The following is a 15,437-nucleotide window of genomic DNA, read 5'->3' on the forward strand; positions in this document are numbered from 1 at the left end:
CTCTCCGTTGAAGACTCTCGAAAACACCCGAGGGTGCAATCAAAATTATCTAACTAGAGTCCGAAAACCTAGCAAAGCCAAACACCAGCAAAAAAATTCGCTGTTGTTTTCAATGTCCAACTTCCATGACCGGGGGGTACATGAAAGCTGGAACCAATATAAATATTGGCACTGACATTCATCGACACACTATTGAGTTCTCAAAGAACACACGCACACACTTCTACCCACAACATCTGGTAGGGGTTTCGGTGAGGCAAGGGTTCGTACTTTAGCTCAAGACCAACCTCGGAAGCAAATCCCGGAGCATGTTGCCCTGAACACATGATCAGTCAGGCGCTCAACGTCCTACCTCGTGTCCCGGCCGCTGGGCGGCTGAGTCGGTGTCCGTGTCGCTCTGACTCGAATAAAGTTACGTGTCGACCAACACGAAGTCAAATCGGCTGGTCAGGAGCCTATTTCGGCACATCGACCCGTTCGACCTGTCCTCCGAGTGCTTGCATCTGCTCGACGAACCTCGGATAGCCGCGGTCGATGTGATAGACGTCGTGCACTTCGGTGACACCGTCGGCGACGAGGCCGGCCAGTACCAGGCCCGCACCCGCGCGGATGTCGGAAGACCAGACCGGTGCACTCGACAACCGCGGGATCCCACGGACCACCGCATGGTGGCCGTCGGTGCGGGCGTCGGAGCCGAGCCGGATCATCTCCTCCACGAAACGGAACCGCGCCTCGAAGACGTTCTCGGTGATCATCGAGGTGCCGTCGGCGATGGCGGCAAGGCCGATGGCCATCGGCTGCAGATCGGTCGGGAAACCCGGGAACGGCAGCGTCGCGAAGTTCACCGCGCGCGGACGCTCGGCCTGCACGACCCGGAAGCCGTTGGGCTCGTAGGAGATTCGCGCGCCGGCCGAGCGCAGCTTGTCCAGCACCAGGGCCAGGTGCTTGGGGTTGACGCCGGTGACCCGGACATCGCCGGTGGTCATCGCGGCGGCGATCCCCCAGGTGGCGGCGACGATGCGGTCGCCGATCACCCGGTGCGTGGTGGGCGAGAGGCTTTTGACCCCCTGCACGGTGAGCACCGAGGAACCGGCACCTTCGATCCGCGCACCCATCTGGACGAGCATGGTGCACAGGTCGACGATGTCGGGCTCGCGCGCCGCGTTGTCGATGACCGTCTCCCCTTCGGCCAGGACCGCGGCCATCAGGATGTTCTCGGTCGCGCCGACCGACGGGAAGTCGAGGCGGATCCGCGCACCCTGCAGCTCGTCGGCGCGGGCGACGACGCACCCGTGCTCGATCTCGCTGGTCGCGCCGAGCAGGCGAAGGCCTGCCTGGTGCATATCGAGGGGACGCGATCCGATCGCGTCACCACCGGGTAGCGCCACCACGGCACGTTTGCACCGCGCCATCAGCGGACCGAGCACACACACCGACGCGCGGAACTGGGTCACCGCGGGGAAATCCGCGTGGTACTTGGGTTCGGCGGGGGTATCGATGGTCACCACCGAGTTGTCGCCGCCGACGTCGTCGGAGATCGTCACATCGCAGCCGAGGCCGCGCAGGACCTCCGCCATCAGGGGGACATCGAGGATGTCCGGGCAGTTGGTGATGGTGGTCGTGCCCTCGGCCAGCAACGAGGCAGCCATCAGCTTCAGCACGCTGTTCTTCGCGCCGCCGACCGCGACCTCGCCGACGAGTCGATTGCCGCCGGAGACCAGAAACCGTTCGCTCACCACGCCAGCTTATCGACCGTCACGCGACGACACGCCCCCCTGCCACGAAAGAACAAGAAACCGACCGATTCTTCGCCTCGGAGAGTCGCTTTCAGCGCGGTAGTCCGCCGCCGGGCTGCCACAACACGTCGCCGGAGGGGTTGGTGGCCCGGCTGAGGATGAACAGCAGGTCCGAGAGTCGATTCAGGTATTTCGCGGGCAGCACACTGGTGTCGTCGGGGTGGGAATCGACGGCTGCCCACGCGGATCGCTCGGCGCGGCGCACCACCGTGCGAGCTGTGTGCAACAACGCAGCCAACGGCGTGCCGCCGGGCAGGATGAACGAATTCAGCGGTGCCAGACCGTCGTTGAACTCGTCGCACCACTTCTCCAGCCGGTCGATATAGGGCTGGGTGATGCGCAGCGGCGGGTACTTCGGTTCGGCGACAACCGGGGTGGACAGGTCGGCGCCGGCGTCGAACAGATCGTTCTGGATCTGGCGCAGCACCGTGAGCACCGCGGGTTCGGGCGCACCGAGGGCGACGGCGACACCGAGGGCGGCGTTGGCTTCGTCGCAGTCGGCGTAGGCGATCAGCCGTGGATCGTTCTTGGCGACGCGGGAGAAGTCGCTGAGACCGGTCGTTCCGTCGTCACCCGTGCGGGTGTAGATGCGGGTCAGGTGCACACTCACGACGGGCCTCCACGAGTACGGCGGGCGCGATCGGACGGTCGCGACTCCACCCAGGACAGAAAAGCCGCCATCGAACCGCGGTCGAGCGCTAACTCGAAACTGTTCTGCGGATCGGTGACGGCTACCACCACGATGTCATCGGTCATGATGTCGAATTCGTCGCCCTGTGGCGCTCGGCGCTCGACGATCTCGAGGCCCTGCCGATGCACCGTAGAGTCGGGGCCGAATTTCAGGCTGGTCAGTTTGAAGAAGACGAGGCGATCCTCGTCGTAGCGAATGAGCCCGTGCCGCCAGCCTTGGCCGCCGCGCGCGGGCAGAGTGCGTAGTAGCGCGGCCGTGCCCCCGCGGCGCAACATCACCAGGCGATAGGTCGAGGCCCCGGCTACGAACACGAGCGTCAGCACCAGAATGATCAGGAGAACCATCCCGGTTTGCAATGCCGTACGCCCTTTCGCTCTTACCGGTGGCACTAAACCCCCGCTCCTCCATTCAATCACGCCCGCTGGTCGGCGCTTCGGCCGGATCGTCGATCCCCACGAAAAAGGCGGCACAAACAACTCTGCCGGCGAGGAACCGAAGTTCCTCGCCGGCAGAGCGTCGTTCTACTGCGATCAGTCGGTCACGGTCGCTTCGACCGCGCGCACCTGGCCCTGCGCCGCGCGCAGCTCCACCTCGGTGGCGCTCGCGTCGGCCAGCACCTTGCGCGCCGCGTCGACGTCGACCTCGCCCGCGAGTTCCGCGGACTCGGCCAGCACACGCACGGTGTCGGCGGTGACCGAGAAGAAGCCGCCGTGCACCGCGGCGACGATCCGCTCGCCGTCGGTCGACACGATGGAAACCGTGCCGCCCTCGACGAGCTGACCGAGCAGCGGCTCGTGGCCTGCCATGATGCCGATCTGACCTTCGGTGGTCTGCGCGCTGACGAACGAAGCCTGGCCGGACCAGAGCTTGCGTTCGACAGCTACGAGATCAACTGTCATCTCCGCCATAGTGGACTACTTCCCGAGGATCTTCTTCGCGGCTGCCTCGACGTCGTCGAGACCACCGCAGGAGTTGAACGCCTGCTCCGGGTAGTGGTCGAACTCGCCCTTGCAGACACGGTCGAAGTCGTCGATGGTCTGTTCCAGCGGAACGACCGAGCCGACCTGGCCGGTGAACTTCTCGGCGACGATGAAGTTCTGACCGAGGAACTTCTCCAGGCGACGGGCGCGACCGACGAGGACCTTGTCCTCTTCGGAGAGCTCGTCCATGCCGAGGATGGCGATGATGTCCTGCAGTTCCTTGTACTTCTGCAGGATCCGCTTGACCTCGTTGGCGACCCGGAAGTGGCGCTCGCCGACGATCGAAGCCTCGAGGATACGAGAGGTCGAGGTCAGCGGGTCGACGGCCGGGTAGATGCCCTTCTGCGAGATCGGGCGCGAAAGCTCGGTCGTCGCATCCAGGTGGGCGAAGGTGGTCGCCGGCGCCGGGTCGGTGTAGTCGTCGGCGGGGACGTAGATCGCCTGCAGCGAGGTGATCGAGCGACCCTTGGTCGAGGTGATGCGCTCCTGGAGCTGACCCATCTCGTCCGCCAGCGTCGGCTGGTAACCCACGGCCGAAGGCATGCGACCCAGCAGGGTCGAGACCTCGGAACCGGCCTGGGTGAAACGGAAGATGTTGTCGATGAAGAGCAGCACGTCCTGGTGCTGGACATCGCGGAAGTACTCCGCCATGGTCAGCGCCGACAGGGCGACGCGCATACGCGTGCCCGGCGGCTCGTCCATCTGGCCGAAGACGAGGGCGGTGTCCGGAAGGACGCCCATCTCTTCCATTTCCAGACGGAGGTCGGTGCCCTCACGAGTACGCTCACCGACGCCCGCGAACACCGAGGTGCCCGAGAACTCGCGAGCGATACGGGTGATCATCTCCTGGATCAGAACGGTCTTGCCGACACCGGCACCACCGAACAGACCGATCTTGCCGCCCTTGACGTACGGGGTCAGCAGGTCGATGACCTTGACGCCGGTCTCGAGGATCTCGGTCTTGCCCTCGAGCTGGTCGAAGCTCGGCGGCTGACGGTGGATGCCCCACTGCTCGCCGTCCCGGCCGAGGCCGGGGGTGTCGAGGCAGTCACCGAGGGCGTTGAACACGTGGCCCTTGACGATGTCGCCGACGGGCACCGAGATCGGCTTGCCGGTGTCGGTGACGGTCGCGCCACGGACCAGGCCGTCGGTCGGCTGCATCGAGATGGTGCGCACGATGTTGTCGCCGAGGTGCTGAGCGACCTCGAGGGTGAGGGTCTTGGCCACCGACGGGAGCTCGATGTCGGAGTTCAGAGCGTTGAACAGCTCGGGAATGGCGCCACGCGGGAACTCGACGTCCACGACGGGGCCGATGACACGGACGACGCGTCCAGCGGTTTCGCCCGCCTTCTTCGCGTTGTCCTGAGTGACAGCTGCGGTCATTAGATTGGTTCTCTTCCTGCGCTTCTTAGTCGCGGTCCGAGCTCGACGCCAGCGCGTTGACGCCGCCGACGATTTCGCTGATTTCCTGCGTGATCTGGGCCTGACGCACCGAGTTCGCCTCGCGCTGGAGCACATTGGCCAGCTCGTTGGCGTTATCGGTCGCCGCCTTCATTGCGGTGCGCCGAGCCGCGGACTCGGATGCCGCTGCCTCGAGCAACGATGCGTAGATACGCGTGTTGATGTACTTGGGCAGCAGAGCCCCGAGCAGTACATCGGCGTCCGGCTCGAACTCGTACTGTGCCGTGGCCACCACGTTCGGCGAGTCCGACATCATGTCGTCGCCGAGCTCGTAGTTCTCGTCGACGTAGCTGACCTGGATCGGCGCCAGGCGGCGCACCTCCGGATTCTGGGTCAGCATCGACACGAACTTGGTGTACACGATGTGCAGCTCGTCGACACCCTCGATGGTTCCGGTCTCGTCGAGCGAGGTGACCTCGCCCTCGGAGCCGGCCATGAAGGCCTCGACCAGGTGCTTGCACGCGGACGACGCATCGGTGTACTTGGGCTGCTGGGAGAAGCCTGCCCACGACGCCTGGAACGGACGGTTGCGGAACTTGTAGTACGTGATGCCCTTGTTGCCCATCACGTACAGAACGGGTTCCTTGCCGTCGCCACGCAGCGAGGTCATGAGCTCCTCGGCACGCTTGAGCACGTTCGAGTTGTAGCCACCGCACATACCGCTGTCACTGGTGATCACCAGGACAGCGGCCCGACGAGCGTTGGGACGCTCGGTCAGCAGCGGGTGCGACAGGTTCTTCGAAGCGCTCGCCAGTTCGCCGAGGACCTTGGTGATCTCCTCGGCGTACGGCTTGGCAGCCGCAACCCTGGCCTGGGCCTTGGAAATTCGCGAGGTCGCGATCAGTTCCTGAGCCTTGGTGATCTTCTTGATCGAATTCACACCACGAATGCGGGAGCGCAATTCGCGCAAACTTGCCACTAGCGGTTCACACTCCCTTCATTCGCCAGATCGGAAATTGCCGACATCATGACCCGGCTTACTTGTCGACGTGCTTGCGGGTGACCGACAGCGACTCGACCTCTTCGTGGTCCAGCTCGCCTGCGGCAGCCTCGTTCACGATGCGCTTGCCGTCCGAATCGAGGAAGCCCTGCTTGAACTTGTCGGTTTCGGCCTTGATCGCGTCGGCGGCCTCGCCGGCGAGCGGCTTCTTGCCACCCTCGAGCGCGTCGAACGAGCTCTGGGTCGCACCGTGCAGGTACTCGAGCAGTTCGGCGGTGAAGCGACGCACGTCGGCGACGGGCACCGACTCGTAGTAGCCGGCGTCGACCAGGAAGATCGAGACGACCTGATCCTCGACCGAGACCGGGGAGTACTGGTCCTGCTTGAGCAGCTCGACCCAGCGGGCACCACGCTCGAGCTGCGCCAGCGACGCGGCATCGAGGTCGGAGGCGAAGGCGGAGAACGCCTCCAGCTCGCGGTACTGCGCCATTTCCAGACGCAGCGAACCGGCGACCTTCTTCATGGCCTTGGTCTGCGCGGCGCCACCGACACGGGAGACCGAGGTACCGACGTTGATCGCCGGGCGGACGCCCTTGTTGAACAGGTCGGACTCGAGGAAGACCTGGCCGTCGGTGATGGAGATGACGTTGGTCGGGATGAACGCCGAGACGTCGTTGGCCTTGGTCTCGATGATCGGCAGACCGGTCATCGAGCCGCCGCCCATTTCGTCGGACAGCTTCGCGCAACGCTCCAGCAGACGGGAGTGCAGGTAGAAGACGTCACCGGGGTACGCCTCGCGGCCCGGCGGACGACGCAGCAGCAGCGAGATGGCGCGGTACGCCTCGGCCTGCTTGGTCAGGTCGTCGAACACGATGAGGACGTGCTTGCCCTGGTACATCCAGTGCTGGCCGATGGCCGAACCGGTGTACGGAGCCAGCCACTTGAAGCCGGCGGAATCGGAGGCCGGGGCCGCGACGATGGTGGTGTACTCCATCGCGCCGTGCTCCTCGAGCGCGGTCTTGACGCCCGCGATGGTGGAGCCCTTCTGGCCGATCGCGACGTAGATGCAGCGAACCTGCTTGTCGGCGTCGCCGGTCTCCCAGTTCGCCTTCTGGTTCAGGATCGCGTCGATCGCGACGGCGGTCTTGCCCGTCTTGCGGTCGCCGATGATCAGCTGACGCTGGCCGCGGCCGATGGCCGTCAGCGCGTCGATCGCGGTGATACCGGTTGCGAGGGGCTCTTCGACCGGCTGACGCTCCAGCACGGACGCGGCCTGCAGCTCCAGCACGCGGCGCTCGTCGGTCTCGATCTCGCCCAGGCCGTCGATCGGCTGGCCGAGCGGGTTGACGACGCGACCGAGGAACTTGTCACCCACGGGAACGGAGAGCACGTCGCCGGTGCGACGGACCTGCTGGCCCTCTTCCAGCGAGGCGTACTCGCCGAGGATGACGGCACCGATCTCGGTGTCCTCGAGGTTCAGCGCGACGCCGAGGACCCCGCCGGGGAACTCGAGCAGCTCGTTGGCCATCGCCGAAGGCAGACCGCTGACGTGCGCGATGCCGTCGCCGGTGTCGGTCACGAGGCCGACTTCTTCGATGGAGGTTTCCGGGGTGTAGCTCTGGGTGTAGCTCTCGATCGCGCTACGGATCTCGTCGGAGGAGATCGTCAGCTCCGCCATGTTGTTCCTGCTCTCGCTGTGGTCTCGAATGTCGGGGGTTGGAGTTGAGCCGTTCGTCAGGACAGTGCCCGACGCAGCTTCTCCAGTCGGCCGGTGGCGCTGCCGTCGATCACGTCGTCTCCGACGCGGACGACGACGCCGCTCAGCAGCGTCGGGTCGACCTGCACGTGCACGGTGACCGCCTTGCCGTAGATCCGCTGCAGGGAAGCCGACAGCTTCTCCTTCTGCTGATCGTTCAGCTCGACCGCCGAGTGCGCGTGGGCGACGATCTGGTCACGACGGGCCGCCGCCAGATCGGACAGGGCGTCGAGGGCGACGCCGATGTTGTTGGTCCGCAGGCGGGTCACCGCCTGCTCGGCCAGCGCCAGGGTGACCGGCTCGACCTTGCCGGTGAGCAGCCGCTCGATCAGTTCGCGCCGCGCCGAGGCGGGCTTGCCCTGATCGGAGAGTGCCTGCTCCAGCTGCGGATTGTCGGCGACGATGCGTCCGAGCCGGAACAGCTCGTCCTCCACCGCGTCCTGACGGCCGCCGACGGCGGCCGACTCCAGCAGAGCTTCCTGCCCGAGCAGCACCAGGGTGTCGACCAGATCGCGGGTGCGTGACCAGTTCTGCGCCACCGCGGTGGTCAGCACTGCCTGCGTGGCAGCGCTGACCTTGCCGCCGAAGACCCGCTCACTGAGTTCAGCGCGCGCCGAACCCGGCACCGAGGCGTCCGCGAGCGCCACACGCAGCGAACGCTGGTCGTCCAGCACGGCGACAACGGCGAACAGTTCCGACCCCGTTGTGGCCGCAACAGTTTCGCTTCCGGTCAGAGCGACCCGAAGCGCCTCGCGAGACCGGGTACTGGCCTCGCGGCTCGCTGCGTACATGCTTCTCACTTTCGCGTCGCTACCTTCCGACCCCGATGGCGTCGGTGTCGTCGAGTTCGCTGAGGAACTTGTCGATCGACGCCGCCTGCTTGGCTTCGTCCGAAACAGACTGACCGATGATCTTCTCGGCCAGGTCGACGGCCGTACGGCCGACCTCGGAACGCAGCTCCGTCAGGATCTGCTGGCGCTGGGCTTCCAGCTGGGAATGACCGGCGGCGACGATACGGTCGCTTTCGGACTGGGCATCCGTGCGCATCTGCGCGAGGATCTGCTGACCCTGGGTGCGTGCTTCCTCACGGATGCGCGCGGCCTCGAGCCGGGCGTCGGCCAGCTGCTGCTGATACTGCTCCAGCGTCTGCTGTGCTTCGGCCTGGGCTGCTTCGGCCCTGGCGATACCGCCTTCGATCTTGTCGGTGCGGTCTTCGAGTGTCTTGGTCACACGCGGGATCACGTATTTCCAGAAGAGCACGCCGATGATGGCGACACAGACGATCGACCAGACGATGTCGTACGTTGCGGGGAGGAGGGGATTCACATCCTCTCCCTCTGCGGCGAGCGTGATGAGTTCGCGCATCGGAATCAGAAGATGAAGCCGGCGACGAGGCCGATCAGCGCCAGGGCCTCGGTGAACGCGATACCGAGGAACATGGTGGTCCGGATCTGGCCGGACAGCTCGGGCTGACGAGCGATGCCCTCGATGGCCTTACCGACGACGATACCCACGCCGATGCCGGGGCCGATCGCGGCCAGACCGTAGCCGATGGCGCCGAAGCCCTTGAAGGTGCTCTCGGTGGTCGCGGCTTCCTGGGCCAGGTAAGCGAGGCTCATGAATCTTTCCCTTTCTGTTGCTCACCCGCCGGTCGGCGCGTGTAGCAGGTTTCCGGTAGTTGGTTCAGTCAGGTCAGTGGTCGGCGGCGTGCTGGGCCTCGCCGATGTACACGGCGGCCAGCAGTGCGAATACGTAGGCCTGCAGCGCGATGACCAGCAGCTCGAACAGCGTGAAGCCGATGCCTGCCAGCAGCGAGAAAGGCGAGAAGACCTTCATCCACGCGGTGGCGTCGAACAGGAAGTACCAGGTCGCGCTGAAGAACAGCACCAGCATGATGTGGCCGGCCAGCATGTTGGCCATGAGTCGGACGGTCAGCGTGAACGGGCGCAGGATGAAGGTCGAGATGAACTCGATCGGGATCAGCAGCACGTGCAGCGCGACCGGCACGTCGGGAACGACGATGCTGTGCCGGATGTAGGAGAAGAACCCGTACTTCCGGATGCCGACGAAGTTGTAGGTGATGTAGACGATCGCGGCCAAGACCAGCGGCATGCCGATGCGCGCATTGGACGAGATGTTCAATCCTGGAATCACACCGGAGAAGTTCAGGAAGAGAACCGTGAAGAAGATCGTCGCCAGGAGCGGGAGGAACTTCTTACCGTTTTCCTTACCGAGTACTTCGTCGGCGATCTGCTCCTTGACGAAAACCACACCGGCTTCCATCAGGTTCTGCAGGCCGCGCGGCACGATCTTCGGCGAGCGGAAAGCCAGCAGGAACACGATCACCACAACGGCGGTCATCAACAGGCGGACCAGCATCAGACGATCGAGTTCGAACGGCGTACCCTCGAACAGCACTGCTGGAGGGAAGAAGTCGGACAGCGATGGCGCGTGGAACTCGCCCGCCGCCAAAGTGATGACGCTCAGCGTTCTCTCCCGTGTTCGGGCCGCGGGTACGACGGTCATTCCCGCGGTTCGATCGGACATTGACGATCAATGGGGTCGACTCTGGTCGGCTCGAAATTCGACAGCCGCTCGTACGGTGTAACCCGTATCGGCTTCTGTTCGGGCGTCGGCGACATCGTCGACATGCTTCAACCGGGCACATTCCACCCGGATCGGCAGTAAGCATAGCGGCACCGGGTGGGATCGTAATGATCCCCCCGACCAACTCGAGGCAATGCCCCGAGTTGGTCGGGCCGAGCCTCTAGCTTGGGTGCTTGCTTACCAACACTTTACCAAGCTATCTACGACAGTGCGTAGCTGGGTGGGATTATTCCTGCTCGGAAGCCGTTTCGCTGTCTCCCGCGCGTGTCGTGACGTACGGAACCTTCTGGCTCACAACGCCGTACGTCTCGGCACCGAGAACGATCAGCAGGGCTCCTACCACCGTAAAGAACAGTGCGGGCCTGCTGTAGAAGTCGAATTGGTTGAGCACCACGATCACCAGCAGCGCCACCAGCATCTTGCCGACCCAGCTGACCAGCATGACCGCGCCCGCCATGGTCGGGGGCAGCTTGGCGCCGAGCAGCACCGCGACGACCGTGGTGAGAATGAACCCACCACCGATCGCGGCGCCCAGCAACGCGCCCCACAAACCGGGCATCCCGGCCACCGCCGACGCGATCGCCACGGAGACGACCACGAGCACGCCGAGGCCGATCAGGCCGTAGCGCAGCGCGGCGCGCAGGGGGGCGTCAGGGCCTGGCACGGTTTTGGGTGTAAAGCTCACGGCCCGAACTTTACCTTGCACGCCGAACTCAGTGCTGCGTCGACTCTGTTCTGCGCACGGACGGGATCGCGGTCACTACCAGCGCGAACACCAATCCGCCTGCCACCAGCAAGACAACAAGACGTCTATCCATCAATGAAGTTCCCACCGCGCCGAACGCGAGAACGCCGACCCATAAATAGATCAGCAAGACCACGCGCCGGTGCGAATGTCCGATCTGGAGCAATCGGTGGTGCAGATGCATTTTGTCCGGTGTGGAGAAACTCACGCCGGCGCGCACCCGGCGCACGATCGCCAGCAACAGGTCGAGCACCGGAATGAACATCACCGCGCCGACCAGCAACAGCGGCGACAGCAAACCCACAATGTCGCGCGGGCCGTAACCCTGTAGCGGAATTCGGCCGGAGGCGCCGGTGGATACCGCGGCCAAGATCAAACCGATCATCATCGACCCGGTATCGCCCATGAATATTCGGGCGGGCGAGAAATTGTGCGGCAGAAATCCGAGGCAGGCGCCCGCCAGCGCGGCGGCCAGCAACGCGGGCGGATAGGTGTCGACCGAGCCGCCCTGGTCGTAGAGCAAACCGATGGAGAACACGAAAACCGCGCTCGCGCAGATCAAGCCGAGACCGGCGGCCAGCCCGTCGAGGCCGTCGACGAAGTTCATCGCATTCACCAGGGTGACGGTGATCCCGACGGTGACAAGACCGCCTTGCAATTGGTCGAGCACGACGGTGGTGCCGTTGAACGGGTTGTAGATCACGTACCAGCCCAGGCCCATCACCGCCATCGCGCCCGCCGCGGTGATCTGGCCGACGAATTTGGTGAGCGCGTCCAGGCCCCAGCGGTCGTCGACGATGCCGACCAGCACGATGATCGTGGCGGCCACCAGCACCGCCGGAATGTCAGGGGTGTAGTCGAAACCTCTTCGCAGCGCGGGCAGCTGATGCGCGAACAGCACCGCGGCGACCACACCGAAATAGATACCGAGTCCGCCCATCCGCGGAATCGGCTTCACGTGCACGTCGCGCTCACGTGGCACCGCCACCGCGCCGAACGAGATGGCGAGCATCCGGACACCGCCGGTGGCCAGGAAGGTCACCGTGGCCGAGACGAGCAGCACGAGCAGTAGCTCGCGCAGCGGAACGACTGAGCTCATCAGCGGCGTGCGATCACCGCTGCGCGGAGCTGATCAGGGCTTCCGGCACCATCCCGAGCACCTCCGCGATATCGGCCACCGGCACAGCACCCTCCCGCAACACCCGCGGCTGATCCGCGGTGAGGTCGACGATCGTCGAGGCGAGGGCGTGCTCGGCCGGACCACCGTCGAGGTACACACTCGCCAGCGACCCCAGCTGCTCACGCGCCTGCGCGGCGGTGGTCGCGGGCGGCTGCCCCGACACATTGGCGCTGGATACCGCCAGCGGGCCGACCTCACGCAACAATTCGAGCGCCACCGGATGCAACGGCATCCGCAACATCACCGTGCCACGGGTATCGCCGAGGTCCCATGCGAGTGAGGGCGCTGCCTGCACAACAAGACTCAGCGCACCGGGCCAGAACGCGCGAATCAGCTCCCTGGCCTGCGGCCGCACCGAGAACACCAGTCCATCGATCGTGTGCCACGACCCGACGAGCACCGGCACCGGCATGTCCCGCCCGCGCCGCTTGGCGGCCAGCAGATCGCTCACCGCGGCGGAATCGAACGCGTCGGCGGCGAGTCCGTAGAGCGTGTCGGTAGGCATCACGACCAATCGACCGGACTTCAACGCGCTGGTCGCCGCCGTGATCCCAGCGGCACGCGAGTCGCTCTCAGCACAGTCATAGACGGTACTCACTGTTCCGCCTCTCCGGGTATTTAGCGGGTCGTAGGTGCGGCAAGAGTGTAGCTGTCGGGCCGACGGTCAGATGTAGGGGGACTTTCCCGCCTCTCCGCGCCTGTTGGCCAGACCCAGGCGCGAAACGATTCACGTTGGCGGCCAGACGATGGTCGGGGCTGGGTCGGCCCGTACCCGGTGAGTTACCCATGTCGGTGCGAGATCAGGTATCTCGATAGATGCTCGAAGTGTGCTGAGCGCCAGGGCCACTTGTTCGACCATGAGGTTCGACCGCGGTCGGTGTTTGCCACTAACGAACTGACGTCGTCGTCGGACCCGGTCAGGATCAGCGGCGGGCGACGACGAAGCGGGGCTTGTCGGCGAGATCGGTGTGTTCGACGATGCCGGTGAAATCGGCTGCCGCGAGCAGCGCCGCTACTCCCCCGCCGTTGGTGTCGTCGTGTTCGATGGCGGTGGCGCCGCCCAGGCGAAGGAGTCGGGCGATGGTGGGGATCATGGCGCGGATGACGTCGAGGCCGTCGTGGCCGCCGAAGAGGGCGCGGTGGGGGTCGTGGTCGGCTACCTCGGGGTCGAGGATCGCGTCTTCGGGGATGTAGGGCGGGTTCGAGACGACCAGGTCGACCCGGTCTGTCAGCGGGGTGAGCAGGGTCGGGTCGGTGACATCGTCGGCGTACAGGGTGATCGGGGTGTCGCCCTCGGCGATGCGGGTGTCGGCGTTGCGGCGGGCCCAGGTGAGAGCGCCGGGATCGAGCTCGACGGCGTGGACCTCGGCGTCGGGGCGAGCGTGGGCGATGGCAAGGGCCAGTGCGCCCGAGCCGGTACACAGGTCGACGACGATCGGTGCGTGGTCGTGTGGGAGCGTCCCGAGGTAGGCCAGCGCCCACGCGAACAGCAGCTCGGTCTCCGGGCGCGGCACGAAGACGCCGGGGCCGACGGCGAGGTCGATCGCACCCATCGCGGCCGTTCCGGTCAAGTGCTGCAAGGGAATTCGCGCGGCCCGTTGTTCGATCAGCGCGCGGTACCGGTCGGCGATCTCGGGCTCGACCATCGGGAACAACGCCAGCCGCATGCGCTCGGTGCCGAGCACATGGGCGGCCAGCTGCTCCGCGTCGGGCATGGGCGAACCGACACCCGCCTCGGCCAGCCGCGCGGCGGCTTCGACGATCAGCGGACGCAACCGGAGGCGTTCGCCGCTCATGCCGGTTACTCGGCAGCCATGCGCGCGTCGCGGTCTGCCTTGCCGAGCGCGTCGAGCAGCGGGTCGAGGTCACCATCGAGGACGGCGTCGAGATTGTGCGACTTGAAACCGATGCGGTGATCGGCGATCCGGTTCTCCGGGAAGTTGTAGGTGCGGATCCGCTCGGAACGGTCGACCGTGCGGATCTGGCTGGCGCGACCGGCCGCGGCTTCCTGGTCGGCCTGCTCCTCGGCCAGCGCTTGCAGCCGGGCGGCGAGCACCTGCATGGCACGCGCCTTGTTCTGCAGCTGGGAGCGTTCGTTCTGGCAGGTCACCACGATGCCCGAGGGCAGGTGGGTGATGCGGACCGCGGAGTCGGTGGTGTTGACGCCCTGGCCGCCCTTGCCGGAGGACCGGTAGACGTCGATGCGCAGGTCGGTCTCGTCGATCTGCACCTGCTCGACCTCGTCGGGCTCGGGGTAGATCAGTACGCCCGCGGCGGAAGTGTGAATGCGGCCCTGCGATTCGGTCACCGGCACACGCTGCACCCGGTGCACCCCGCCCTCGAACTTGAATCGCGACCACACCCCGTCGCGCGCGGCGTCCTTGCTCTTGATCGACAGCGTCGCGTCCTTGTATCCGCCCAGGTCGGAATAGGTGACGTCGAGCGTCTCCACCTTCCACCCGTGCCGCTCGGCGTAGCGGATGTACATGCGCGCCAGATCCGCCGCGAACAGCGCCGATTCCTCGCCACCCTCGCCGGACTTCACCTCGAGCACCACATCGTCGCCGTCGTGCGGGTCGCGCGGGGCGAGCAGGTCGGCAAGAGCCTGCTCCAGCTCCACGAGCTGGGTCTCGAGCCCTGGCACCTCCGCGGCGAACGAGGCGTCGTCGGAGGCCAGCTCACGGGCGGCCTCCAGGTCGTCGCGCACGGTCTCGAGCTTGCGATAGGTGCTCATCACCGGTGCCAGCTCGGCGAACCGCTTCCCCACTCGCCGCGCCGCGCCCGCGTCGTTGTGCAACGACGGATCGGCGAGCTGCATCTCCAAGCCCGCGTACTCGGCCAGGATGTCGTCGATAGCGGACGGCTGCGTCACAGAGAGTTCCTTATGGTGTGGGAAAGCGATTACCTCGGGTAGAGAAACCACCGACGCCCGGCCTGCGTGAGCAGTACCGGGCGTCGGGGGAGGTAACTAGGAGGCGTCTTCGGCCTTCTTGGCACCTGCGCGCTTGCCGTAGCGAGCCTCGAAGCGAGCCACGCGGCCGCCGGTGTCGAGAATCTTCTGCTTGCCCGTGTAGAACGGGTGGCACTGCGAGCAGACCTCGACCGAGATCTGGCCGGACTCCTTGGTGGAGCGAGTCTGGAAGGTGTTGCCGCAACCACACACAACGGTGGTGTCGACATACGTGGGGTGGATTCCTGCCTTCATGGGCGTCCTCTCGATAATGGTCGCCGGGTCGTAGCTCCATGGAGTGGAGTACGTGAACCGGAACCGACTAGGCGGG

Annotated in this window: 17 protein-coding genes; all 17 read right to left on the reverse strand. The window is 65.5% G+C overall.

Annotated features, from left to right (window positions below):
- Positions 1 to 455 precede the first annotated feature (455 nt).
- Entirely contained in the window at positions 456 to 1,736 is a 1,281-nt protein-coding gene (gene murA, locus ACFWPX_RS34860; protein WP_378921902.1) for a UDP-N-acetylglucosamine 1-carboxyvinyltransferase, read from the reverse strand.
- A gap of 91 nt (positions 1,737 to 1,827) precedes the next feature.
- The gene (locus ACFWPX_RS34865) at positions 1,828 to 2,406 is read right to left on the reverse strand and encodes a cob(I)yrinic acid a,c-diamide adenosyltransferase (protein ID WP_378921900.1); all 579 of its coding nucleotides are present in this window, start codon (positions 2,404 to 2,406) and stop codon (positions 1,828 to 1,830) included.
- Positions 2,403 to 2,831, reverse strand: coding sequence for a DUF2550 domain-containing protein (locus tag ACFWPX_RS34870; RefSeq protein WP_378921898.1), 429 nt, complete (start codon positions 2,829 to 2,831; stop codon positions 2,403 to 2,405). The genes ACFWPX_RS34865 and ACFWPX_RS34870 overlap by 4 nt, the downstream gene beginning before the upstream one ends.
- Before the next feature lie 186 nt (positions 2,832 to 3,017).
- On the reverse strand, positions 3,018 to 3,395 hold the full coding sequence (locus ACFWPX_RS34875) for a F0F1 ATP synthase subunit epsilon (protein WP_358179681.1): 378 nt from the start codon (positions 3,393 to 3,395) through the stop codon (positions 3,018 to 3,020).
- 6 nt (positions 3,396 to 3,401) lie between these two features.
- The gene (gene atpD / locus ACFWPX_RS34880) at positions 3,402 to 4,850 is read right to left on the reverse strand and encodes a F0F1 ATP synthase subunit beta (protein WP_056817894.1); all 1,449 of its coding nucleotides are present in this window, start codon (positions 4,848 to 4,850) and stop codon (positions 3,402 to 3,404) included.
- Between the two features lie 25 nt (positions 4,851 to 4,875).
- A complete protein-coding gene (locus ACFWPX_RS34885; RefSeq protein ID WP_378921896.1) occupies positions 4,876 to 5,847 on the reverse strand; it encodes a F0F1 ATP synthase subunit gamma in 972 nt (323 codons plus the stop codon).
- Positions 5,848 to 5,905: 58 nt separating this feature from the next.
- Entirely contained in the window at positions 5,906 to 7,546 is a 1,641-nt protein-coding gene (gene atpA, locus ACFWPX_RS34890) for a F0F1 ATP synthase subunit alpha (protein WP_378921894.1), read from the reverse strand.
- A 56-nt stretch (positions 7,547 to 7,602) separates the two neighbouring features.
- Complete coding sequence (locus ACFWPX_RS34895; RefSeq protein WP_378921892.1) at positions 7,603 to 8,415, reverse strand: F0F1 ATP synthase subunit delta; 813 nt, start codon at positions 8,413 to 8,415, stop codon at positions 7,603 to 7,605.
- 19 nt (positions 8,416 to 8,434) lie between these two features.
- The gene (locus tag ACFWPX_RS34900; protein WP_378921890.1) at positions 8,435 to 8,989 is read right to left on the reverse strand and encodes a F0F1 ATP synthase subunit B; all 555 of its coding nucleotides are present in this window, start codon (positions 8,987 to 8,989) and stop codon (positions 8,435 to 8,437) included.
- 5 nt (positions 8,990 to 8,994) lie between these two features.
- The gene (locus ACFWPX_RS34905) at positions 8,995 to 9,243 is read right to left on the reverse strand and encodes an ATP synthase F0 subunit C (RefSeq protein WP_056817903.1); all 249 of its coding nucleotides are present in this window, start codon (positions 9,241 to 9,243) and stop codon (positions 8,995 to 8,997) included.
- Between the two features lie 73 nt (positions 9,244 to 9,316).
- On the reverse strand, positions 9,317 to 10,171 hold the full coding sequence (atpB, locus tag ACFWPX_RS34910) for a F0F1 ATP synthase subunit A (protein WP_378921888.1): 855 nt from the start codon (positions 10,169 to 10,171) through the stop codon (positions 9,317 to 9,319).
- A 286-nt stretch (positions 10,172 to 10,457) separates the two neighbouring features.
- Positions 10,458 to 10,916, reverse strand: coding sequence for a hypothetical protein (locus ACFWPX_RS34915; RefSeq protein ID WP_378921886.1), 459 nt, complete (start codon positions 10,914 to 10,916; stop codon positions 10,458 to 10,460).
- Between the two features lie 28 nt (positions 10,917 to 10,944).
- Positions 10,945 to 12,075, reverse strand: a complete 1,131-nt coding sequence (locus tag ACFWPX_RS34920) for a glycosyltransferase family 4 protein (RefSeq protein WP_378921885.1) — start codon at positions 12,073 to 12,075, stop codon at positions 10,945 to 10,947.
- Between the two features lie 13 nt (positions 12,076 to 12,088).
- Positions 12,089 to 12,754 (reverse strand): L-threonylcarbamoyladenylate synthase, encoded by a 666-nt coding sequence (locus ACFWPX_RS34925; RefSeq protein ID WP_378921883.1) that lies wholly within the window; start codon positions 12,752 to 12,754, stop codon positions 12,089 to 12,091.
- Between the two features lie 325 nt (positions 12,755 to 13,079).
- On the reverse strand, positions 13,080 to 13,952 hold the full coding sequence (prmC, locus tag ACFWPX_RS34930; protein ID WP_378932758.1) for a peptide chain release factor N(5)-glutamine methyltransferase: 873 nt from the start codon (positions 13,950 to 13,952) through the stop codon (positions 13,080 to 13,082).
- A gap of 5 nt (positions 13,953 to 13,957) precedes the next feature.
- On the reverse strand, positions 13,958 to 15,028 hold the full coding sequence (prfA, locus tag ACFWPX_RS34935) for a peptide chain release factor 1 (RefSeq protein ID WP_062984459.1): 1,071 nt from the start codon (positions 15,026 to 15,028) through the stop codon (positions 13,958 to 13,960).
- Positions 15,029 to 15,124: 96 nt separating this feature from the next.
- Positions 15,125 to 15,361 carry a 50S ribosomal protein L31 gene (rpmE, locus tag ACFWPX_RS34940; protein WP_301905193.1) on the reverse strand — a complete coding sequence of 79 codons (237 nt, stop codon included), beginning with the start codon at positions 15,359 to 15,361 and terminating at the stop codon, positions 15,125 to 15,127.
- Between the last annotated feature and the right edge of the window lie 76 nt (positions 15,362 to 15,437).

This window comes from Nocardia sp. NPDC058518 (assembly GCF_042719655.1).
Taxonomy (GTDB): Bacteria; Actinomycetota; Actinomycetes; order Mycobacteriales; family Mycobacteriaceae; genus Nocardia.

Coding starts and splice junctions, on each gene's coding strand:
- ACFWPX_RS34870 (WP_378921898.1), bottom strand. CDS start 2,831: ATGGTTCTCCTGATCATTCTGGTGCTGACGCTCGTGTTCGTAGCCGGG.
- ACFWPX_RS34875 (WP_358179681.1), bottom strand. CDS start 3,395: ATGGCGGAGATGACAGTTGATCTCGTAGCTGTCGAACGCAAGCTCTGG.
- atpD (WP_056817894.1), bottom strand. CDS start 4,850: ATGACCGCAGCTGTCACTCAGGACAACGCGAAGAAGGCGGGCGAAACC.
- atpA (WP_378921894.1), bottom strand. CDS start 7,546: ATGGCGGAGCTGACGATCTCCTCCGACGAGATCCGTAGCGCGATCGAG.
- ACFWPX_RS34895 (WP_378921892.1), bottom strand. CDS start 8,415: ATGTACGCAGCGAGCCGCGAGGCCAGTACCCGGTCTCGCGAGGCGCTT.
- ACFWPX_RS34900 (WP_378921890.1), bottom strand. CDS start 8,989: ATGCGCGAACTCATCACGCTCGCCGCAGAGGGAGAGGATGTGAATCCC.
- ACFWPX_RS34905 (WP_056817903.1), bottom strand. CDS start 9,243: ATGAGCCTCGCTTACCTGGCCCAGGAAGCCGCGACCACCGAGAGCACC.
- atpB (WP_378921888.1), bottom strand. CDS start 10,171: ATGTCCGATCGAACCGCGGGAATGACCGTCGTACCCGCGGCCCGAACA.
- ACFWPX_RS34920 (WP_378921885.1), bottom strand. CDS start 12,075: ATGAGCTCAGTCGTTCCGCTGCGCGAGCTACTGCTCGTGCTGCTCGTC.
- prmC (WP_378932758.1), bottom strand. CDS start 13,952: ATGAGCGGCGAACGCCTCCGGTTGCGTCCGCTGATCGTCGAAGCCGCC.
- rpmE (WP_301905193.1), bottom strand. CDS start 15,361: ATGAAGGCAGGAATCCACCCCACGTATGTCGACACCACCGTTGTGTGT.